19 protein-coding genes, 1 tRNA gene and 1 other RNA gene are annotated in these 21378 nt (G+C 69.0%); 12 read left to right on the plus strand and 9 right to left on the minus strand.

Annotated features, from left to right (window positions below):
- On the minus strand, positions 1-968 hold a 968-nt coding region (locus LDQ05_RS09490), incomplete at its 3' end, for an intradiol ring-cleavage dioxygenase (RefSeq protein ID WP_308013180.1).
- Between the two features lie 183 nt (positions 969-1151).
- Here LDQ05_RS09490 and LDQ05_RS09495 point away from each other — a divergent pair.
- From LDQ05_RS09495 to LDQ05_RS09505, 3 genes are all read left to right on the plus strand, one after another.
- The gene (locus tag LDQ05_RS09495) at positions 1152-2741 is read left to right on the plus strand and encodes an FMN-binding glutamate synthase family protein (protein ID WP_226436683.1); all 1590 of its coding nucleotides are present in this window, start codon (positions 1152-1154) and stop codon (positions 2739-2741) included.
- Between the two features lie 115 nt (positions 2742-2856).
- On the plus strand, positions 2857-3681 hold the full coding sequence (locus tag LDQ05_RS09500) for a mycofactocin-coupled SDR family oxidoreductase (protein ID WP_226436684.1): 825 nt from the start codon (positions 2857-2859) through the stop codon (positions 3679-3681).
- 100 nt (positions 3682-3781) lie between these two features.
- Entirely contained in the window at positions 3782-4246 is a 465-nt protein-coding gene (locus LDQ05_RS09505) for a winged helix-turn-helix transcriptional regulator (RefSeq protein WP_226436685.1), read from the plus strand.
- A gap of 6 nt (positions 4247-4252) precedes the next feature.
- Here LDQ05_RS09505 and LDQ05_RS09510 read toward each other — a convergent pair whose 3' ends face one another.
- Positions 4253-6529 carry a DNA polymerase III subunit gamma and tau gene (locus LDQ05_RS09510; RefSeq protein WP_226436686.1) on the minus strand — a complete coding sequence of 759 codons (2277 nt, stop codon included), beginning with the start codon at positions 6527-6529 and terminating at the stop codon, positions 4253-4255.
- Positions 6530-6637: 108 nt separating this feature from the next.
- On the opposite strand from LDQ05_RS09510, the gene LDQ05_RS09515 reads away from it, so the two are divergent.
- Positions 6638-7297, plus strand: a complete 660-nt coding sequence (locus LDQ05_RS09515) for a PadR family transcriptional regulator (protein ID WP_226436687.1) — start codon at positions 6638-6640, stop codon at positions 7295-7297.
- Between the two features lie 30 nt (positions 7298-7327).
- Here LDQ05_RS09515 and LDQ05_RS09520 read toward each other — a convergent pair whose 3' ends face one another.
- Positions 7328-10033, minus strand: a complete 2706-nt coding sequence (locus LDQ05_RS09520) for a LuxR C-terminal-related transcriptional regulator (RefSeq protein ID WP_226436688.1) — start codon at positions 10031-10033, stop codon at positions 7328-7330.
- A 177-nt stretch (positions 10034-10210) separates the two neighbouring features.
- Between LDQ05_RS09520 and LDQ05_RS09525 the strand changes: the two genes are divergently transcribed.
- Positions 10211-10618: a hypothetical protein gene (locus LDQ05_RS09525; RefSeq protein WP_226436689.1), complete on the plus strand. Its 408-nt coding sequence runs from the start codon at positions 10211-10213 to the stop codon at positions 10616-10618.
- 12 nt (positions 10619-10630) lie between these two features.
- On the plus strand, positions 10631-11041 hold the full coding sequence (locus tag LDQ05_RS09530) for a hypothetical protein (RefSeq protein WP_226436690.1): 411 nt from the start codon (positions 10631-10633) through the stop codon (positions 11039-11041).
- Positions 11042-11156: 115 nt separating this feature from the next.
- Here the strand turns inward: LDQ05_RS09530 and LDQ05_RS09535 are convergent, their stop codons facing one another.
- From LDQ05_RS09535 to ffs, 4 genes are all read right to left on the minus strand, one after another.
- Positions 11157-11756, minus strand: coding sequence for an HhH-GPD-type base excision DNA repair protein (locus tag LDQ05_RS09535; protein WP_226436691.1), 600 nt, complete (start codon positions 11754-11756; stop codon positions 11157-11159).
- 21 nt (positions 11757-11777) lie between these two features.
- Positions 11778-13205 carry a hypothetical protein gene (locus tag LDQ05_RS09540; protein WP_226436692.1) on the minus strand — a complete coding sequence of 476 codons (1428 nt, stop codon included), beginning with the start codon at positions 13203-13205 and terminating at the stop codon, positions 11778-11780.
- Positions 13206-13483: 278 nt separating this feature from the next.
- Positions 13484-14776, minus strand: coding sequence for an aspartate aminotransferase type Ic (locus tag LDQ05_RS09545; protein ID WP_287220197.1), 1293 nt, complete (start codon positions 14774-14776; stop codon positions 13484-13486).
- Between the two features lie 47 nt (positions 14777-14823).
- Positions 14824-14918: signal recognition particle sRNA small type (gene ffs / locus LDQ05_RS09550), an RNA gene on the minus strand.
- A gap of 128 nt (positions 14919-15046) precedes the next feature.
- Here ffs and LDQ05_RS09555 point away from each other — a divergent pair.
- Positions 15047-15134, plus strand: a tRNA-Ser gene (locus LDQ05_RS09555).
- 180 nt (positions 15135-15314) lie between these two features.
- On the opposite strand, the gene LDQ05_RS09560 is transcribed toward LDQ05_RS09555, so the two are convergent.
- Positions 15315-16388, minus strand: a complete 1074-nt coding sequence (locus LDQ05_RS09560; RefSeq protein ID WP_226436693.1) for a GmrSD restriction endonuclease domain-containing protein — start codon at positions 16386-16388, stop codon at positions 15315-15317.
- A 127-nt stretch (positions 16389-16515) separates the two neighbouring features.
- On the opposite strand from LDQ05_RS09560, the gene LDQ05_RS09565 reads away from it, so the two are divergent.
- Entirely contained in the window at positions 16516-17175 is a 660-nt protein-coding gene (locus LDQ05_RS09565) for a YoaK family protein (RefSeq protein WP_226436694.1), read from the plus strand.
- Positions 17176-17203: 28 nt separating this feature from the next.
- On the opposite strand, the gene LDQ05_RS09570 is transcribed toward LDQ05_RS09565, so the two are convergent.
- Positions 17204-17707, minus strand: a complete 504-nt coding sequence (locus LDQ05_RS09570) for a nuclear transport factor 2 family protein (RefSeq protein WP_226436731.1) — start codon at positions 17705-17707, stop codon at positions 17204-17206.
- Positions 17708-17796: 89 nt separating this feature from the next.
- Between LDQ05_RS09570 and LDQ05_RS09575 the strand changes: the two genes are divergently transcribed.
- The 4 genes from LDQ05_RS09575 (at position 17797) to LDQ05_RS09590 (ending at position 21286) form a co-directional block, all read left to right on the plus strand.
- Positions 17797-18378, plus strand: a complete 582-nt coding sequence (locus tag LDQ05_RS09575; protein WP_226436695.1) for a TetR/AcrR family transcriptional regulator — start codon at positions 17797-17799, stop codon at positions 18376-18378.
- A 32-nt stretch (positions 18379-18410) separates the two neighbouring features.
- Entirely contained in the window at positions 18411-19343 is a 933-nt protein-coding gene (gluQRS, locus tag LDQ05_RS09580; protein WP_226436696.1) for a tRNA glutamyl-Q(34) synthetase GluQRS, read from the plus strand.
- A 370-nt stretch (positions 19344-19713) separates the two neighbouring features.
- Entirely contained in the window at positions 19714-20361 is a 648-nt protein-coding gene (locus LDQ05_RS09585; RefSeq protein WP_308013181.1) for a DUF2189 domain-containing protein, read from the plus strand.
- Between the two features lie 94 nt (positions 20362-20455).
- The gene (locus tag LDQ05_RS09590) at positions 20456-21286 is read left to right on the plus strand and encodes an RDD family protein (protein ID WP_226436698.1); all 831 of its coding nucleotides are present in this window, start codon (positions 20456-20458) and stop codon (positions 21284-21286) included.
- The last annotated feature ends 92 nt before the right edge of the window (positions 21287-21378 follow it).

A 21378-nucleotide genomic window follows, 5' to 3' on the forward strand; every position in this document is an offset into this window, starting at 1 on the left:
ATGCCGGACGGTGGGGGACCTGACGGTATCCCCTCCGGCATTCCGGGTGGTGTCCCACCCGGCGCGCTCCCCTGCCCCGGTCCACCGCGGGGCATGCCGCCGCCGACGGGTTCGGTGCCGGTGTCGACAGCGGCCGTCAGCGACACCCGGTAGCCGTTCGTGACATCGCCGGCGACGGTCGCGAGCTGGCTCACGCCGCCGTCGTCACCGAAGACGTTGTCGCTGTCGAGAGTGATCTGCGCCAGGTTCCGCACCGACTGCTCGTACCCGGTCGTCGCGTACACGGCGGCGCACACGTCCTGCGGCAACGCCACCTGCGAGGTGGCGATCGCGTTCGTGGAATCGGTGATCGAGCCCTCATCCGGGTAGACCTCGAAATGGATGTGCGGCCAGCGTCCCGGATAACACGCCGGGAAGATGCTGGTGAACGTCACCTTTCCGTCGTCGTCGGCGATCTGCACGCCCCGGAGGTAGTTCTGGTCGACGATGTTCTCGGAGTACATCGAGTACTCACCGTCGCGGTTGCAGTGCCATACGTACACGGCGACACCGGCGAACGGGAGGTCGCCACCGGCCATGTCGACGATCGACAGTTCCAACGTCATCGGGATTCCTTCGGCGGTTCCGGTGGCCTCACCGAAGCTGGACCGGATGTCGCTGCGGACGATGCCGCTCTGTTCGAGGACGTCGGGTCCGTTGGATCCGTCTCCCGGGTACGGTCCGGCGGTCTCGTCGGGAATCTCCGACAGGGCCGACCCCGCTGTGGAGGTCGTCGCCGATGCACCGGCGGATCCGTTCGAGCCGGAACTCCCGCACGCCGCCAACCCGACCGTGGCCGCCCCGAGTCCCAGCACCGTCAGGAGCCTGCGGCGGCTGAGCAGGGTTCCCACGTCGAAGCCCAGTCCCTGGTCGACGAGTTCGTCGTCGGGTCGGGGCAGACTCCTGCCTTCGAATGTTCGTCGCTGCACGATGGCATCTCCTTCCGACCGGTCACCGCACGGTGCGGATCCCACGGCCTGACCGTCACGGTCGAGTGTGCGCACCGAGGCACGTGAACTGCTGGGGTTCTCCTGGGAGTTTGCTGGGAATCCGTACCCGCACGCGCGCGGTGCGGGTATCCATGAAGGGAGACGCGTGCAGAGGGAGGCACGATGTTCCGGTTTCTGTCCGTCGGATTCGTGGGCTTCGCAGCGATCGTCGTGGCCTTCGCCGCGTCGATCGGGTCGTGGGCGTGGTGGGTGGTCGTGGGGACGTTGGTGCTGCTCGCCGCCGTCGGGGTGTACGACCTGATCCAGCGTCGGCATTCGGTGTTGCGGAACTATCCGATCCTCGGGCACATGCGGTACCTGCTCGAGAGCATCCGGCCGGAACTGCAGCAGTACTTCGTCGAGCGCAACTACGACGGTCGTCCGTTCGACCGGGACGTCCGCACGATGATCTACGAGCGGGCGAAGGGCATTCACGGCGAGTTGTCGTTCGGCACCGAACGCGACGTCGAAACCGTCGGATACGAAAATTTCGTCCATTCCACGCTGCCGGTGTCCGAGCCGGACGAAGCACCACGTGTCCTGGTGGGTGGGCCCGACTGCCGGAGGCCGTACTCGATGGCGTTGCTCAACGTGTCGGCGATGAGCTTCGGTGCGCTCTCGGGCAACGCGTTGCGCGCGCTCAACAGGGGCGCGGCGCTGGGCGGGTTCGCCCACGACACGGGCGAGGGCGGACTGACGCCCCACCACCTCTCGGGTGGTGGTGACCTGCTCTGGGAGATCGGATCCGGCTATTTCGGTGCTCGCACCCCCGGCGGCACGTTCGATCCCCACCTGTTCGCGGACACCGCTGCGCGGCCGGAGGTGAAGGCGGTGACGATCAAACTCAGCCAGGGTGCGAAACCGGGGATCGGGGGTGTGCTGCCGGCGGCGAAGGTCTCGACCGAGATCGCCCGGTATCGGGGTGTTCCCGCGCACGTCAAGTGCGTGAGCCCGGCCGCGCACACCGCATTCCGCACACCGCGTGAACTCGTGTTGTTCGTGGCGCGGTTGCGCGAGTTGGCGGACGGCAAACCCGTCGGGATCAAACTGTGTGCCGGTTCGCGTGTCGAGTTGTTGGCGCTGTGCAGGGCGATGCTCGCGGAGGGCACCGCACCGGATTTCGTGGTCGTCGACGGTTCCGAGGGCGGGACGGCCGCAGCACCCCTGGAGTACGAGGACCACGTGGGGCTACCCCTGACGGACGGTCTGACCCTCGTCCACGATGCACTCACCGGAACCGGGCTCCGGCCGAACGTGCGGATCGGTGCCAGCGGCAAGATCGCCGTCGGCAACGACATCGTCAAACGGCTCGTGCAGGGCGCGGACTACACGAATTCGGCCCGCGCGATGATGATGGCGATCGGCTGTATCCAGGCGCAACGCTGCCACACCAACCTGTGCCCGGTGGGCGTGGCCACCCAGGATCCCCGGCGGGCGCGGGCCCTCGACGTCGCCGACAAGAGTGAACGGGTCCGCCGCTATCAGGAGGCGACGGTCCGGCAGGCGGTGCAGATCATGGCGTCGCTCGGTGCGTCCGATCCGGGCGAGCTGCACCCGGGAATGCTCTACAAGAGGGTGTCGCCGACCGAGCTGCGTTCCTACGCGGAGCTGTACGAACGCCTCGATCCCGGTCAACTGCTCACCGAACCGCCGTCGACGTGGGCTGCGGACTGGGCCGCCGCCGATCCGGACACCTTCCGCCGGGTCGCCTGAGTCGACCCCCATCCGCTCTCGCCGGGCTCCCGCTGAGCGAACCGACCGGGCCCGCGCGCCCGACTCGACGAGCACAATCGCGAGGAGTACCCGGATCGCACCTGGAGGAACTCGCATGACCACACCCGTCGTCCCCCGCCGTTTCGAGAACAAGGTCGTCTTCATCACCGGCGCGGCCCGCGGCCAGGGTCGCGCCGAGGCCGTCCGTTTCGCGCAGGAGGGCGCCGACATCATCGCAGTCGACGCCTGCATCGACTTCGCGAGCACCGCGTACGACGGCGCCACACGCGAGGATCTCGACGAGACCGTCCGACAGGTCGAGGCCACCGGACGCAGGATCACGGCGACCGTCGCGGACGTGCGCGACTTCGACGCGTTGTCGCAGGCCGTCACGGCGGGAGTCGAGCGGTTCGGCCGGCTCGACGTCGTGATCGCGAACGCCGGCATCTGCTCGGGCGGCAAGTCCTGGGAGATCACCCTCGACCAGTGGAACGAGATGATCGACGTGAACCTCACCGGCGTCTTCCACACGGCGAAGGCCGCGGTGCCGTACCTGATCGAGCAGGGTGAGGGTGGGGCGATCGTGTTCACCAGTTCGGTCGCCGGTCTCAAGGGCACGCCGTTCACCGGGCACTATGCCGCCGCCAAACACGGCATCGTGGGACTCGCGAAGACGATGGCGAACGAACTCGGCGAACACCGTATCCGCGTCAACACCGTGCATCCGGCGGGTGTCGCGACGGGGATGACCGTCTCCGATCTGCATCCGCTCATCCAGGAGGCGGCCGCCACACTCGGCCCCATCTACATGAACTCGCTGCCCTACGAGATCCTGCAGGCCGAGGACGTGGCCTCGGTCGTGGCGTGGATGTGCTCGGACGAGGCGAAGTACATGACCGGTGCCCAGGTGCCGATCGATCTGGGCAATCTGATCCGCTGATCGGCCACGGAACCCCCGCGACGATCGATGTGCCCGGCCATCGGCCCCGGCGTCACCTCACCCCTGGCTGTCGCGTGAACAGCCAAGCTAGGCTCGTGTCATGCAGTGGCTCGACTACGACACCGGTAACTGTTCGGTCCAGCGAACGTTGAGTGTCATCGGCGAGAAGTGGACGATGGTCGTGCTCCGCGAAGCCTTCAACGGCGTCCGACGTTTCGAACAGATGCGGCGGCACACCGGTATCTCCGAACCGGTCCTGTCGGCGCGACTGCGACGACTCGTCGACGCCGGGGTCCTCGTCACGGTTCCGTACCAGGAAGAGGGTCGGCGCACCCGCCACGAGTACCGGCTCACCGACAAGGGCCGCGAGCTCTACCCGATCCTGGTCGCGCTTCTCCAGTGGGGCGACCGGTACTGCGCGGATCTCGAAGGACCGTCGCTGTCGCTGCGGCACCACGAGTGCGGCGCGCCGGTGGAAGCCGTCGTGCAGTGCAGCGAGGGACACCGTCTGCGGCCCACCGATGTCGACGTCTCACCGGGGCCGTCGGCACGGCTGCTGGCCTGATCCGGACTACTTGCCCTCGAGGGGTTTCGCGCCGAGAATGTCGCGCAGCACCTCCGCAGCGATCTCGTCGGGGTCTCGGCGCAGTGTCGGATCGGCCGGGGTCGCCGCCTCTGCGAACATCTCCTCGACGTCGGCGTCCGACATCGACGACGGGTCCGGCGGTGCGCTGTCGATCGGCCCCGGATCGTCGGGCAGATCGGGCGCCTCGGGCGGCGGAATGTCGTCGTATTCGGACCGGCGCGAGAACTCGGGTCGCTGCGACCTCGACCGGGCCTCGCCGGGGCGCTGCGGTTCCGGAACCGCCGGGTGTTCCGCCGCCGGCTCACGCTTCGCCTGACTCGGACGCGAGAACCTGGGTTGCCCACCCGCTTTCTGTTTCGGGGCCGTCGACCTCGTCGGAGCCGGCGTCGGGGCCGCCGATCCGTGAACGCACGTGACCTCCACGTCGGCCCCGAGCACCGTGCGCATCGCATCGGCGACGACCGCCGCGTTTCGTGGTTCCGCGAGTCTCTTCACCAGCGGCATCGAGTCGTGGGCCAGCACGACCCGGTGTCCCTCGACACCGCGGACGATCGCGCCGGACAGCATGACCTCGACCGTGCGGCTACGGAGACGGACCTCGGCGCGGACGTCGGACCACGCGGCCCGGATCTTCTCGATGTCGAGCGCGGACGCCTGCGTCCGCTCCGGTCGGGTCGACGGTTCTTCTTGTTCTGCAACGGGATTCGAGTGGTTTCCGGCCGCCACAGGTTCGATCTCCGGCGTCGGATTCTCGTTCACCACCGGCGCGGGTTCGACCGGCGCAGATTCGACCGGCGCAGATTCGACCGGCGCAGATTCGACCGGCGCAGATTCGACCGGCGCAGGTTCGACCGGCGCAGGTTCGACCGGCGCAGGTTCGACCGGCGTGGGCTCGACCGGCGTGGGCTCGACCGGCGTGGGTTCGGGGGTTCCTCGGGAGGAATCGACGGAAGCCGAGGTTGCCTGCCCCTCCGCCGCGCGACGCTGCGACGGCCGCTGGAACCGCGCGGCCGGTTCGTCGGGGGCGATCGGCGCGACCGGCGGTTCGGGCGTGGACCGCATGGCGGCGACCGTCGGAACCGGCTGCGCAGCGACCGCCGCCGGCGCCCCGACGGATCCCTGTTCGAGTCGTTCGAGTCGTTGCAGCACAGCGGATTCGGCGTCGGATGCCGCGGGCAGCAGCATGCGGGCACACATCACCTCGAGGAGCAGCCTCGGCGACGTGGCACCGCGCATCTCACCGAGTCCGTCGTGGACGAGTTCGGCGTAGCGCGTGAGCGTGGCCGGGCCGATCCGGGATGCCTGGTCGCGGATACGGTCGAGGACGTCGGCCGGCGCATCGATCAGACCGCGTTCGGCGGCGTCGGGCACGTTACGGATCAGGATCAGGTCGCGGAGCCGGTCGAGCAGATCGACGGCGAACCTGCGGGGGTCGTGGCCGGATTCCATCACCTTCTCGACGGTGCCGAACAGCGCGGCACCGTCGCTCGCGGCGAGTGATTCGACGGCGTCGTCGATGAGTGCGACGTCGGTGATACCGAGCAACGCGAGCGCGCCCGCGTAGGTCACACCGCCCGGTCCGGCACCGGCGAGGAGCTGATCCATCGCCGAGAGCGAGTCGCGGGGGGACCCACCGCCGGCGCGGACGACCAGCGGGTACACGGTGTCCTCGATCGGCACGTTCTCCTGCGCGCAGATCTTCTCGAGCAGACCGCGCATGGTGTTCGGTGCCAGCAGCCGGAACGGGTAGTGGTGGGTGCGCGAGCGGATCGTGGGCAGCACCTTGTCGGGTTCGGTGGTGGCGAACACGAAGATCAGGTGTTCCGGCGGCTCCTCGACGATCTTGAGCAGCGCATTGAAGGCCGCCGGGGTGACCATGTGCGCTTCATCGATGATGAAGATGCGGTACCGCGACTCGGCGGGCGCGAAGAAGGCGCGGTCGCGGAGTTCGCGCGCGTTCTCGACGCCGTTGTGACTCGCCGCGTCCAACTCGGTGACATCGAGGTTGCCGGCGCCGCCGGGGCCGAGCGAGCGGCACGAACCGCAGGTGCCGCACGGCGTCGACGTCGGCCCCTGCTCACAGTTGAGCGAGCGGGCGAGAATGCGCGCGGACGACGTCTTACCGCAACCGCGCGGACCCGAGAACAGGTAGGCGTGGTTGATCCGACCTTCGTCGAGAGCGGTGCTGAGGGGCGCGGTGACGTGCTCCTGCCCGACCACCTCGGCGAAGGTTGCGGGTCGATACTTCCGGTACAGGGCCACGCGCCGAGAGTACCGGCGAGCTCCGACAGCGTGTCGAACGGAGCCGGACGTTGCATAACGATATATCGCGACGTATCTTGTATATATCGACAAGAAGGAGTGTGCACGATGCGCAACGAACGAAACGACATGCACGGCCGACGCCGCACCCACCACGATCACCTCTTCGAAGGCCCCTTCGCGGGTGAGCACCCCCGTCGCCGGGATCCTCGACGCGGCGGTCCGCACGGACCCTTCGGCGGCGACCCGTTCGGCGGACCTCGCCGGGGAGACCATCCGATGCACCGCGGCATGCACCGCGGGCGCGGACGTGCCCAACGCGGCGACGTCCGCGCCGCCGTCCTGAGGTTGCTCGCCGACGAACCGATGCACGGCTATCAGCTCATGCAGGCGATCGCCGAACGCACGGGTGGCATCTGGCGACCCAGCCCCGGTGCCATCTACCCGACCATCGCCCAACTCGAGGACGAAGGACTCGTCACCGTCGACAAGGACGGCGGACGGAAGCTGGTGTCGCTGACCGACGCGGGACGCGAGTATCTGGCCGATCCGGCGAATCAGGCCGTCGACCCGTTCGCGGCCCGTACCCCCGAGGCGGGTGCCCCCGACCTCCGCGCAGCCGTGCGGGATCTGCAGAACGCGGTCCGCGCGGTCGCCGTCAGCGGCGACGACGCCCTGATCGCCTCCGCGTACAAGACGCTGATCGACACCCGGAAGTCGCTGTACCTGCTGCTCGCCGCCGCCGACGACGACTCCGACGAGACCTGAGCGGCCGGTGACGGTCGGTCACATCGGCTGTCACCGGCCCTGATCGTGCCCCAGCACCACACGTGCGAGCCCCACCCTGGATTGCAGACCCAACTTCGCGAGGGCATGCGAGACGTGGGTCTGCACCGTCCGCGGCGAGACCCCGAGCCGCGCCGCGATCTGCGGCCCCGACAGTCCCTTCCCGACCAGCAACGCGACCCTCCGCTCCGCGTCGGTCAACGACTCCCACCCGACGCCGCCGCCGCGACGCCGCCCGAGGACGCCGAGCGCCACCCCCGACTCGCGGACCCTCCCGGACAGCCTCTGCGTGACCGTGGACGCACCGACGTGGACCGCGAGATCGTGTGCACGCCGCGCGTAGGCGCGGACCGATTCACGATCGTCCGCCGATGCCGCCGCCACCGCTGCCTCCTCGAGCGCGGCGAGCTCACCGACACCGTCACCCCGAGCAGCGAAGGCGTCGGCGACGCGGGCGAGCGCGACGGGATCCGACTTGCCCATCGCCTCCACCAGTTCCACAGCGGGTGACAGCGCGGGGCACCCCGCCGTCGAGATCTCCTGCAGCGCCGTGTGGACGGCCGCGAACAACTCCGTGTCTCCCGCCTGCATCGCCAACCGGGCCACGTGCGGACCGAATCGCAGCGCCCACACCGAGCGACCACCGTCCACCGCCACCGTCCACGCTCCGGCCGCGTGGTCCACCGCCGCCCCGAGCCGCCCCTGCGCCGCAGCGAGTTCTGCGTGCGCATACTCCACGTCGGGGAATCCGAACAGCCTCGTGCCCGCAGGGTCGTGACCCGCGAGCCGTCGGTCCGCCGATTCGAGGTCTCCGCGGTACACCTCTGCCAGCGCGGCGAGGGCGACGGCCATCGACGTCCACCCGGAATCGGTACGCACCGCAACGGCAGCCGCATCGTCGCAGGCCGCCACGCATTCGTCCCACCGTCCGAGGAAGAACAACACGGCAGCGGCGACGGAGTGCCGGACGGGCAGCAGCCACATCTCGACGGGGGTACGACCGTCACGTGCAACCGGAGTACGACGCGCGTGCGCCGCGATCGGGCCGTGTGCGTGCAGTGCCGCCCACATCGCCCACAGCCCCGCTGCCGCCGACTCCCGTGCGAGCAGCCCCGGCCCACCTGCGGCGCGCTGGCCCCGCTCGAACATCTCGAGACCACCGAGACAGTCACCGCGGAGGACGGCATGGATCCCGGGCACGATGGTGTCGAGACCGAAGTCGTTCAGGGGTTCGTCGACGGGCGGTGCCGCAGGAACCCCGGCCGGTACCGGACCCGACCCACCGACGAGGACGAGCCAGTGGCGGTACCGCTCGAGCCAGGACCGAGTGTCCGGTGGCAGCGGAATCGCAAGGAGCCCTTGGATCGACGTGTCTGCGCGTGCGATGTCGGCGGTCAGTGTCGCCGCAGCGAGCTGCACGGTGAACGCGACCGCCCGGCGGGCCGTGTCCTCCGCACCCCCGTCGGACGGCCCCGTGCCCGCGAGTACACGGTCGGTGAGGTCGGCCGCGTCCGCGAACCTGCCCGATTCGGCGAGGACCACCGCGCGCGCGAGGGTGCTGTCCTCCGCGGCGATGGCGGCGAGCTCATCGGCGTCGAACACCCCGAATGCCTGCATCGAGCTGGGTTGGCGACTACGCACGAACTCACCGGATTCGACGGAACGTTCCCGGTGTGTCTCGATCCGCCCGAGGTCGGCGCCCCCGCGCGACAGGGCATCGGCGACGGCACTGTGCAGCAACCTGCGCAGGCCCGGTGGCACGTCACGGTAGGCGACCTCCCGGTACACGGGGGTCACCAGATCGATGTGGTCATCGTCGAGCCAACGCACCACTCCGGCGTCGACGGCGGAGGCGATCACGGGTGGGCACTGCGCCGGGGCGCGGCCACCGATGTCGGCGAGCTCGCCGACGGTGACGGGCCCGTCCGCGACCGCCAGGACCTGCACGAGATCACGGACGCGAGGGGGCAGTCCGCGCAGGTACGCCCGGACGCTGCTCTCGACTTCGCCGACGAGTTCGGTGTCGTCGCCACACAGTTCGGCCGTGCCGCCGGCGGGGTCGATCGCGACGAGCGAGTCCCGGACCAGCGCGTCGAGCAACTGCGTCACGTGCAGTGGATTACCGCCCGCGCGGCCGAGCAGCCTGCGCAGGTCCGGGCTGGGAGCGGCGTCGAGTCTGCGCCTGATCAGTTCGGTGACGTCGTCATCGGAGACCGGGGAGAGCACGACCGTGCGCACGTGGGGCTGCGCAGCGAACATCGTCAGGGCGGCGCGCTCCGGCATCGGCCGATACGACAGGACGACCGCGACGGGGAATCCGTCCGACTCGACGCTGATCCGGTGCAGGAGGGAGAGCGACTCCCCGTCCGCCAGGTGCGCATCGTCCACCGCGAGGACGAGGGGGCCCGCCGAGCACAGTTCGTCGAGGTCCTCGACCGCCCGCTCCAGCACCGTGCGGTCCTGCGCAGAGTTGTGGTCGCGACGGAGGAGTCGTCCCGCGATCGCGTACGGCCGGTCGCAGTCCAGTTCGTTGGCGATGGCCGACTGGATGCGCACGTCGGGGAGCCCGCGCGTCACCGCACCGAGCAGAGTGCTCTTGCCCAGCCCCACGGCACCGACGAGGGCGAGGGCACCGCGCTCGGTGCCCAGGACGTGCCGCCGGACGTCATCGGTGAGCGACGCCACCAGATCCGCACGAAGCACGTGATCGTCGCCCATGGACACAGACTAGGTCGGGTTCCGGGCCCATCGAGTCCGATACGCCGGATCCGTCTACGTCGTTCGACGGATGTCTCGGCGACGTTTCGGCGCGACGATGGGAGCGTCCAGCCGTGGATTCCGACCGGATCGGCTCCGGAACCGGGGCGACGGCATCACAGCGACAAGGACCTCGCAATGGCGAATCTCAGAAGTATCCTCGGGGGCGCCGCGGTGACCGCCGCCGTCGTCCCCCTCGTTCTGGCCGGCACCGGTATCGCCGGTGCGATGGGTGGTGCCATGCCCTCCGCCGTGTACTTCACCACCACATCGGATTCCGTCGTCGCGCACATCGACGCCGGAAACGGCATCACGAACTGCGCACTGTACGTGATGGGCGACACCCCGGACGCGACCGGGAACTCCGAGTTCACGAGTGACACCGTCATCACGGTGCGGATGTCCCCGGGCAGCTACGACGCCACCTTGAACTGTCTGCTCCCGGAGACCGGCGACGAGTGGCACGTCGCGAGGCACGAGCGTGTGAATGTGCCGCCCAGCCTGATCGATCAACTGATCGATCTCCTCGAGACCGGTTCGAGCTGAGAGGACGTCGCCATGACGGATGACGGACGGAGGATCGGGTACGCCGCGACGGCGGTGGCCGCGGCGATTCCGTTGCTGCTGGCGGGTGCCGGCGCCGCCGGTGCGATGGGTGGGAACGATCCCGCGTGGGCGCATTTCGTGTCGGATTCGAATTCGATCACGGCTCACGTGGATCAGTCTCAGGGGATGACCGACTGCAGAGTAGCGGCGCAGGGTGCTGCGTCCTCGGACATCCATGAGACGGACTGGACGAGCGACGAATGGATCACGGTGTGGGTGCCGCCCGGCCGCTACACCGCGACGCTGTTGTGCCGTTCGGACATGAGCGGTCCGGACGGGTGGATCGTCCGCCAGGAACCGGTGAATGCGCCTCCGACGTATCCGGAGGGGGTGATCGACTTCATCGAGACGAACACGAACTGACATGCGCGTGAGGGGTGACCGGCACCGTCCGCACGACGAAGGGACATCGGGCGGAGCCGGCGCCGCGCATCGACTCCCCGGTTCTCGTCGACCCCGGTTCTCGTCGACCCCCGGTTCACTCGGCAGCGCTCCCCTTCGCAGGGGCCTTCTTCGCGGCGGCCTTCATCGACTTCTTGAATTCGCGGACCTCGTGGAGGGATCGGTCGTCGACGACATCGGCGATCGACCGGCGGGCACCGTCGATCCCGTAGTCTCCGGCGGCCTCCCGCCAGCCGGCGGGTTGCACGCCCATCTGTTTGCCGAGGAGCGCCAGGAAGATCCGTGCCTTCTGGTCGCCGAAGCCCGGAAGCTTCTTCAGCCGCGCCAGGACCTGCCTGCCGTCCGGGTCGCCGGACGTCCACAGTGCCGCGGTGTCACCGTCGTAGTCGTCGACGAGCGTGATGCACAACGCCTGGATCCGTGCCGCCATCGACTTGGGGAAGCGATGGACGGCCGGCGGCCGTGCACACAACGCCACGAATTCGTCGGGGTCGGCGGCGGCGATCCGGTGCGCGTCCACCTCACCGAAGCGGTCGGCGATCTTCTTCGGGCCGGCGAACGCCGTCTCCATGGGCACCTGCTGATCCAGCAGCATCCCGATGAGCAGCGCGAGCGGATTCTCTGCGAGCAGAGCGTCGGCGCCGGGGTCCCCGACCAGGTTCAGCGTCGTTGCCATGCGCCGATCATCCCCCGCGCGTCACTGCCGCCGCCAGAGTACGGCGACGACGACCGTGGTCGCGGTCAACGCGAGGGTGACGCTGAGTGCGTGTACCCAGTGCGGGAACAGTGTCGGCTCGGACACGCCGGGTACCGCGGCGAGAGCCGCGAACAACGCGACCACCGCGATGGCGGCGGCCGCCGCGGACCACCCACGGGTCAGCCGCGAATGCCGTTGGCCGCGCAGCTCCGCGCTGCGCGCCGTGGCGTGTTCGATCACCTCGACCGCGCCGGCGATCTCGTCGTCGAGTGCCGCCATGTCGTCGGCCACCCTGCGCACCAGCACCGACCGCAGCTGGGTCGGTTGCGTCCACGAGTGGAACCGATCGTCGTGGATCGATTCCTTGCGCAACAGCGACCGTTCCATCTTGCGGGCCTGTACGGCGGCGACGTCGTCGAGCGCTTCGGCCAGGCGGTCGCCGGTGAGGAGTTCGTGGTCGCGTAGGTGGTCCAGTACCCGCCAGAAGTCGCTCGAGCAGCTCGCTCGCATCGCCACCCACGGCAACAGCCCGAAGATCATCTCTCCGATTCCACCCGTGTAGTGACTGTCCACCGAGGCCGCTTCGAGGTCGAACAGCACGGCTCCGGAATCCTCCCGCACCGCGAGCGCGGCGCCCGGCCGGGCGGGGACGTCGACGAGCCGGACACGATCCCAACCCCAGACGACACCCCAGGCGTGCGCCGCTGCCCGCGCGAGCGGACCGGTGGCGGTGGCGTCGACGAGATCGCGCACGCGATCTCCACCGCTGGAGACGACCTCGACGACGAGACCCTCGACCACTTCGCGGTCGCCGACACCGCGGTGGCGGTGCACGACGAGCTCGCGCAGCGACCGGTAGGTGGTCGGTGCGGGCATCATCCGGTTGATCCCCGGGAACAGGTCTTCGAGCGAGGACACCGCCGAGAGTCCGAACGGCGAGAGGAAACCGTCGACCGCGGGGCCGAATCCGTCGCCGTCGCGGTCCTGCAACGGGTCGGTGCGCCGGCCGATCAACCGGGAGGAGCCGTCCCTGAGCGCCTCGAACGCGAGGACCGCACCGTATCCGGGGATCTCCCACAGCGACACGCAGGTCGCGGGCGGTCCGACGAACGGACGTACCGGTGTGGCGCCCGCGCGCAACGCCTGCGTCGACACGCCGAACGACACCGCGGGACGGTCGGAGTCGGCGATGTACCGGTACGCGAGCATTTCCGGTGGGCGGATGCCGTGCCCGGTGGGGCGTCGCGCCTCGATGTGCGCGGGAAGGAACGGATCGAGCATCCCCACCGCAGAGGCGGGTGGATTCCCCACCGCGGAGGCGTCGATGTCGAGCGCCAGGAGGAACACTTCGAGAACGCCGTGACAGCCCGTGACGGACGCGACGGCGGCTTCACCGGCGCCCGGTTTCACGAGAGCGCGGTCTTCCATCACACTCACCACTTCCGAACCCGCCGCGAGGTGTCGCGGCGACCCTGGTCCGGCAGTATGGCACGTCCTGTGGAAAAAGCCCACTTTCGCTGTTCGCCGAGGTCAGCGGGACCGCGGGGGAAGTTGTCCACGCTCGGTCCACCGGTTTTCCACAGTGTTGTCCACAGGCTGGGCACAAAGCACGTGAACCGGACGTATCCCCGAAATGCCACCGCCGCCGCACCCGACGGACCGGGGTCCGTGCGGGTGCAGCGGCGGTGCCTGCGTCGAGGTGTGGTCTAGCTGTCGGCGAGTTCCTTCTCGGTGGCGGCGAGCAGCACACAGGTGGCCACGCCGTCCATCGCCGTCGCGAGTTCGTCGAGCGACGGGAAGCTCGGCGCCAGACGGATGTTCCTGTCGTCGGGGTCGTTCTTGTACGGGAACGCCGATCCGGCACCGGTCAACGCGATGCCGGCGTCCTTCGCCAGCGCGATCACCCGCTTGGCGGTTCCGTCGACGACGTCGAGGCTGATGAAGTAGCCGCCCTTCGGCTCGGTCCACGACGCGACCTTCGACGCGCCGAGTCGATCCTCGAGGATGCGGCGGACCAGTGCGAACTTCGGGGCCAGGATGTCGCGGTGCTTCGCCATGTGAGCGCGGACCCCGTCGGCGTCACCGAAGAAACGCAGGTGTCGCAGCTGGTTGATCTTGTCGGGGCCGATGGTCTTGGTACCGAGGTTCTTCTGATACCAGGCCAGGTTCTCCGCGGAACTGCCGAAGAAACTCACGCCGGACCCGGCGAACGTGATCTTCGAGGTGGAAGCGAACGCGTAGACGCGGTTCGCGTGACCCGCCTCGGCGGCCAGCCCCAGGATGTCGACGGCCGGTGCGACGTCCTCGACGAGCGGGTGCACCGCGTACGCGTTGTCCCAGAAGATCCGGAAATCGGGGGCCGCGGTGGGCATCGACACGAGTGCGCGCGCGACATCCTCGCTGTACACGGCCCCGGTGGGGTTGGAGTAGGTGGGCACCGTCCACATGCCCTTGATCTGCGGGTCGTTCGCGACGAGCTGCTCGATCAGGTGCACGTCCGGACCGTCGTCGTTCAACGGGACCGGAACCATCTCGATGCCGTAGCTCTCGGTGATCGCGAAGTGCCTGTCGTATCCCGGAGCCGGGCACAGGAACTTGACGACCGGTTCCTGCGACCACGGGCGCGGCGAATCCACATTGCCCTTCAGCAACGACCACGCGATCAGGTCGTGCATGATCTCGAGGCTCGCGTTGTTGCCGGCGAGGAGGTTCTCGACGGGGATGTGGAGCAGTTCGGCGAAGATCGCCCGCAGTTCGGGCAGGCCCGTCAGTCCGCCGTAGTTGCGGCAATCGGTGCCCGCGGCGTCGCGGTAGTCGTCCGGCCCGGGCAGCGACAGCAACTCCGCGGAGAGGTCCAGCTGCTCGGGCGACGGCTTGCCTCGGGTCAGGTCCAGCGTCAGCTTCTCGGTCTTCAACCGCTCGTAGTTGGCGGACTGGCGCTCGTGCTCTGCAACGAGTTCCTCATGGCTCATCAACCCGATCTGGGTCTGCGTAGGCATGCGGAGGGACCTTTCACCGTGCACGGTGACACGGGCATCGGCGGAAAATAAGGGGACCCCGCGCACCCGGCAGAGCCCGTTGACCCTTGCTGCCTTCCGGCCCTGGGGGAGTTCACAGGATGCGCGCCGCGCGGGATCCGTGGGCAAGTCTAGAGGACGCCCCGCGGCGTCCGCACCACCCCCCTCCCCTCGGGCGCGCCCGGCGTCGCGAAAGTCACATCGACCAGCCCGTTTGGGAACTTCGCGGGGGCATTCGGTATGCTTCACGACGGAGGATTCGCCTAGTGGCCTATGGCGCTCGCCTGGAACGCGGGTTGGGTTAACGCCCTCAGGGGTTCAAATCCCCTATCCTCCGCCACACGGAAACGCCCGTGACCGGTACGAATACCGGTCACGGGCGTTTCCCGTCCCGGGCCGTGCAACGAGGAGTGCAACAACGGTGCCCGCGGTACGGGCCCGCCACTGCACGATCAGGATCGACATCCCGTTCCGCAGAGAACCTTTCGTCGATCGTCGGCTCGACACGATCCGGCGCGCGTCATTCGCACGCGACGCCGTCGCGGTCCCCGTCCATGTCCGGCCGGTACCCGGGCTGACCCGCGTGCAGGGGAGCCGCGCCCGCCGCGCGGGCGGCAGCGCAGTTCCGGTAGTACACCGAGGTGTCGGCGGGCGCGACGGGTGCGGGGGACACCGGTTCCGGCGTCGTCGTCGGCACCGCGGTGGACATCCCGGTCGCCGCCGTGCCGCACCCGACCAGGATCCGTTCGATCGCGTCCCGCTCCGCCCGGGTGACCCACAGCCCGTACACGGCCTTCACCTCGACCTGACGACTCACGTAGGTGCAGCGATAGGACCGATTCGGCGGCAGCCACGTCGCGGCGTCGCCGTCGCTCTTGCGCTGGTTGGTCGGTCCGTCCACCGCCTGCAGGTTGCGGGGATCGTTCGCGAGATCGGCGAGGGTCTCCGAGTCGAGTTGTTGCGCACCCTTCTGCCACGCATCGGACAGGGCGACGACGTGATCGATCTGCACCGCCTCCGACGTGCCCTGCCCGCGGGTGAACGCGATGGTCGTGCCGGTGTACGCGTCGTGGAGGGTGCCCGACGCCACGACGCAGTCGCGGGTACCGGGTTTGAACGCGATGTCGACGAGGTCGCGACGGAGGATGTCGTTGCGGGTGTCGCAGCCGTTGTGCCCTCCGTCGACCGACACGTCATCGCTCCACGCCTGACCGAACAGGTCGCGGTCGTAGCCCGTCCGGGGTGCGCGGCCCTTCACCGGCAGGGTGTCCAGCAGAGCCAACGCCGCGGACGCGGACGAACCGGCACCCGCGTCGGCCACCGCGGACCCGGGGACGGTGGTGGTCGGCTCGGGCGTCTGCTCGGCGGTGGCCCGATCGGTCGCCTCCGCCGACGTCTCCTCGGCGGTCGTCGTCTCGGCGGTCGTCGTCTCCGTCGTCGGGGCACCGGTCGTCGCGACCGTATCGGGGGCGGTCGTCGCGGCCCCACACCCGGCGACGAGCACGACGAGAGCGGACGCCACCGCGGACAGGCCCGCGCGGGCCGGGATCCGGGACGACGTGGTCGAGGGAATCACCGGGGCACGCTCCTGCATCGGGACGGACGTTCTCACCGGGTGTGATCGAGCGTCTCGGCTCCGACCGTTACATGCGCCCCGCACACCCACCCGCTCCCGGTACCGGGAACACCCGCCGCCGGTGGCCGGTCACTATCATCGCCGCGTGGTCGGATACGGTAGGCGCCTCCAGATGCTCGCGGTCGCGTTGTCGTCGCTCGCCGGTTTCGTGGACGCACTCGGTTTCATCACGCTCGGCGGCATCTTCGTCTCGTTCATGAGTGGGAACTCCACGCGATTGAGCGTCGGTATCGCCGACGGCATGTGGCAGCACGTCGGCATCGTCGCGGGGGTCCTCGGGCTGTTCGTCGTCGGCGTCGTCCTGGGCGGGATCGTCGCCGAACTCACCGACCACAGCCGGCGCACCCGCAAGACCGCGGTTCTGGCCACCGTCACCGCACTGTTGCTGATCGGGTCGATCGGCGCCAGCATGGACCTGGCGCCGCTGGCGGTCGTGGCGATGGTCCTCGCGATGGGCGTCGAGAACGCCGTGTTCCGGCGCCGGGGCGAGGTGAGCATCGCCCTGACCTACATGACCGGCGCGCTCGTGAAGATCGGGCACCGGATCGCGGCAGCCTTCTTCGGTGGTCCGCGATGGAGTTGGCTGCCCTATCTCGCGCTGTGGTCCGGCCTGATCGCCGGGGCGGTGCTCGGCGCCCTCGCACATCGGGTTCTCGGCCTCGACGCCCTGTGGATCGCGACGGGTGTGTCCGGCGCGCTCACCGTCGGGGTGCGCTTCCTGCGCTACCGTCCCGGTCGGCGCTGACCCGGCACGGTCCGACCGGTGGGGCGTCTCAGCCCGGCAGCTTCGACATCCGCTCGAGCCACGCCCGCGCATCGTCGGGAAGATTCCCGGCCTTCTGCGCGTGCTCACACCACTTCTTCGTCGTCGCGAGGAAGTTGAGGGGGTTGTAGGCGTCCTCCTGGTACGACCACAGGCCGTCACCCGCGTAGTGCAGGATCGTGATGTTGGGTGCGTTGTGCACCGACCCGTCACCGGGATCCTCCATCGGGTTCTGCACCTCGCAGATCACCCAGCCACGCTCGTCGTCGATCACGTACCAGGACGGCGGGAACGACGTCATGCGACTGCCGGGGAACGCCGACATCGTCCGCGTGACCCACTTGCGGATCGCCTCCCGACCCTGCATCCGCCCGTACGCGTGTTCGACGTACGTTGCGTCCTCGGTGAACATCTCCGCATAGCAGTTCCAGTCGCGGGTGCGGGTGGCCTGCACGACCGTCTCCCGGTATCCCTCGTATGCCTTCTCGAGTTCGTCCCTGGTCCACACCACGATCGGTCCCCTTCTCCCCTGGTGTTCCGGCGCCGTTCGGGGCCGTCACCCGTGCCCCCGGCCGAACGGTCGGGCTGGGCTACCGTTCTCCCATGCGCGCCCGCCCCTACGCCACCACCAGTCCCACCCGGCTCGCCGCGGCACTGCTCGAGGTCGCGGCACGCGGCGGCCTCGAATCCGCGAGCGTACGGGAGGTCGCGACCGAGGCGGGGGTATCGATCGGAGCGGTGCAGCATCATTTTCCGACGAAGGACGAGATGCTCGCCTACTCCTTCCGGGCACTCGCCGACCGGGTCCTGACCCGCCTCGCGAGCGTCGATCCCGACATCGACCCCGGCCGCACCCTGTTCGCCGCGCTCAGTCATCTCCTCCCACTCGACGATCAGCGCGGCAGCGAGGTGCACGTGATGGGGGCGTTCAGCGTCCGGGCCGCGACCTCCCCGTCCTTGAGCACGATTCGCGGTGCCGCCCTCTTCACCATCCGGACCGGAGTGTCGAGTGTGCTGATCAGGATGGGGACTCCCGACCCGGAGACCCGCGCGGCGCTGCTCGTCGCGGCCGTCACCGGTCTCGCCGCGGACGCGACCGCCAGCCCCGAATTGTATCCCCGCGAATTCCTCACCCACTCCCTCCACACGCAGATCCGGCTGGTGCTCGACGCCGTACCCGAGTGACCGTCGGCGCCCGGGTGTCGTAGGGTTCCTCGGTGTCACATTCGGTCGGGGACGGAGCGGGACGGTTCGCGCCCAGCCCGTCGGGAGACCTGCATCTCGGTAACCTCCGCACCGCCGTCCTTGCCTGGTTGTTCGCCCGTTCGACCGGGCGGCGGTTCCTCGTGCGGGTGGAGGATCTCGACCGGGTGCGTCCGGGCGCCGAGCAGTCCCAACTCCACGATCTGGCAGCCCTCGGGCTCGACTGGGACGCGGAGGTCGTGCACCAGTCGCGGCGAGGACGCCTGTACGACGAGGCGATCGACCGGCTCGCCGCGGCCGGTCGCGTCTACGAATGCTTCTGCACGCGCCGCGAGATCCAGCAGGCCACGTCCGCACCGCACGCACCCGCCGGTGCCTATCCCGGTACGTGCCGCAACCTCACCGACGCACAGCGGGAGGCCCGACGCGGTGAAGGCAGACCCCCGGCACTGCGGCTGCGGGCCGACACCGACACGTTCACCGTCCACGACCTGCTGCACGGGGACTTCACCGGCATCGTCGACGACCTCGTGTTGCGACGCAACGACGGCACGCCCGCCTACAACCTCGCGGTGGTCGTCGACGACGGGGCACAGGGCATCGACCAGGTGGTGCGCGGCGACGATCTGCTCACCTCCGCGCCGCGACAGGGGTATCTCGCCGGGCTGCTCGGGCTCACCGCACCGGTGTACGCGCACGTTCCGCTCGCATTGAACGCCGACGGGAAACGGCTCGCCAAACGCGACGGCGCGGTGACGCTGGCGGATCGGATCGCGCTCGGCGACACCCCGTCCGCCGTGTTGTCGACGATCGCGGTGTCGTTGCGGCTGGCGGATCCCGGCGAACCGGTGTCCCTGCCGCTGCTGCTCGATCGGTGGGATCCGATCCGACTCCCCCGCGAACCGTGGGTGTTCCGTACCGACGATGCGGATCCGGCCGCCACATAAGTGCCACCACATAAGTACTGCGCGAACGCGGGTCGGCACGTAGTGTCCGTGACGGCGCACGAGATCGGTACGTCTCCCGAGAGGCCGCACCATGACGACAGGTGGCTACGACCCCGACAAGGACCCCAGCAGGGATCCCGGCGATCGGTCCGGAGATCCGAACTCCCCGAACCCGAATGTTCCGGGTTCGGGCGGATCCTCCGGCCCCGGGGGCTACCCGCCCCCGCCGGGCAGCTACCCACCCCCGGGCGGATATCCGCCCCCACCCCCGGGCGGCGGTTACACACCCCCACCTCCGGGTGGCGGTTATCCCCCACCGCCCGGCAACTTTCCTCCGCCCCCACCCGGTGGCTCCTACGAGCCCGGCGGAGTGCGCACGCTGTCCGTCGGGGAGGCGATCTCCTACGGGTGGAACAAGTTCAGCAAGAACCCGGGCGTGTGGATCGCCTTCATGATCATTGCTTTCCTGGTGCAGGGCCTGATCCAGTGGATCTTCAACGGATTCCGGGGCCAGCCGTCCGAATTCGGAGACTGGCTGACGATCTCGGCGGCGATCGGGTCGATCATCAGCGCACTCGTCGGCCATATCATCCAGGCCGGATACGTGCGCGCTGCGCTGAGCGAAATCGACGGACAGAAGCCCGCGCTGGGTACGTTCCTGCAGGTACCGTTCGGCACAGTGATCATCGCGGGCATTCTCGTGACCCTCGGAACGAGCATCGGTCTCGTACTGTGCATCCTGCCCGGATTGTTCGTCGCCTTCGTGACGTGGTGGACGATGCAGTTCGTCGTCGACCGGAATCAGGACGCCGTCACCGCGATCAAGTCCAGTTACCGCGCGATCACGTCGAATGCCGGGCAACTGTTGCTTCTGGTATTGGCACTGCTCGGCATCAACATCGTCGGCGCCCTGCTCTGCGGCCTCGGGTTGCTCATCTCGATCCCGGTCTCGATCATCGCGGCGACCTATGCGTACCGGATCACCACCGGCGGGCAGGTTTCCCCGGCAAACATGTGAATCCCGAGGTTGCAGGGCCGTTCACCGCCGGATACGCGGAGGTCGGTTCGACGTTGTACCGTGGCGCGACTGACGTCGTCTACGAGGGAGACACATGACCACCGGTGGATATCCGCCTCCGCAACCCGATCCGAACAATCCTGGGCCGTACCCGGGTGCCCCGTCCTACGGCGGTCAGCAGCCCGGGTACCAGCCGAACGACTACACCCAGCACATCCCGAATCCGATCCAGTCGGGATACCAGCCCGAGGGCGCCCCTCAGGGCGGTGCACCGCAGTACGGCGCGCCGCAGCAGCAGTTCGGTGGCCCCCAGTACGGCGCACCGCAGCAGCAGTTCGGTGCACCGCAGTACGGCGATCAGCAGAATTCCGGGCCGCAGTACGGCGCACCTCAGTTCGGCGCCGGCGGCCCGAGCTACCCGGCGCCGCCGAGTCCGGGATTCGACCAGTATCCGGGATTCGGTCCGACTCCGGGATCGCAGCAGCCGGGGCAGCTCCTTCCGCGCCTGGGTGCCCGCATCATCGACGGCCTGATCGTCGCTGTCCCGATGGGTATCCTCAACGCACTCGTCATCTTCTCCAGCGGCAGCGGAGTCCTGTCGCTGATCCTGTCGGTTCTCACCGGTGTCATCGCGTTCGGCTACTTCACCTACCTGGAGTCGACGCAGGGCGCGACGTTCGGGAAGAAGCTGCTGGGCCTGTCCGTCGTCGGCCCGAACGGCGGCAATCCCACGATGGAGGAGGCCGCCAAGCGCAACGCCTTCGTCGCGCTGCAAATCCTCAACGGGATCCCTTTCCTGGGCTTGCTCGCGAACCTCGCGTCCCTGGCCGCGTACATCGGTATCGCCGTCACCATCGAGCAGGACGGCAACAAGCAGGGCTTCCACGACAAGTTCGCGGGTGGCACTCGCGTCGTCAAGTCCTGACGGTCCGCGGTCGCCGAACGGGCCTCGTCCTCCGGGACGGGGCCCGTCCTCGTCGGCAACCCGCGGTGTGACCGCTGTGGCGGGTGTGCTCG

The sequence above is a fragment of the Rhodococcus yananensis genome, from assembly GCF_020515525.1.
GTDB lineage: Bacteria > Actinomycetota > Actinomycetes > Mycobacteriales > Mycobacteriaceae > Rhodococcus > Rhodococcus yananensis.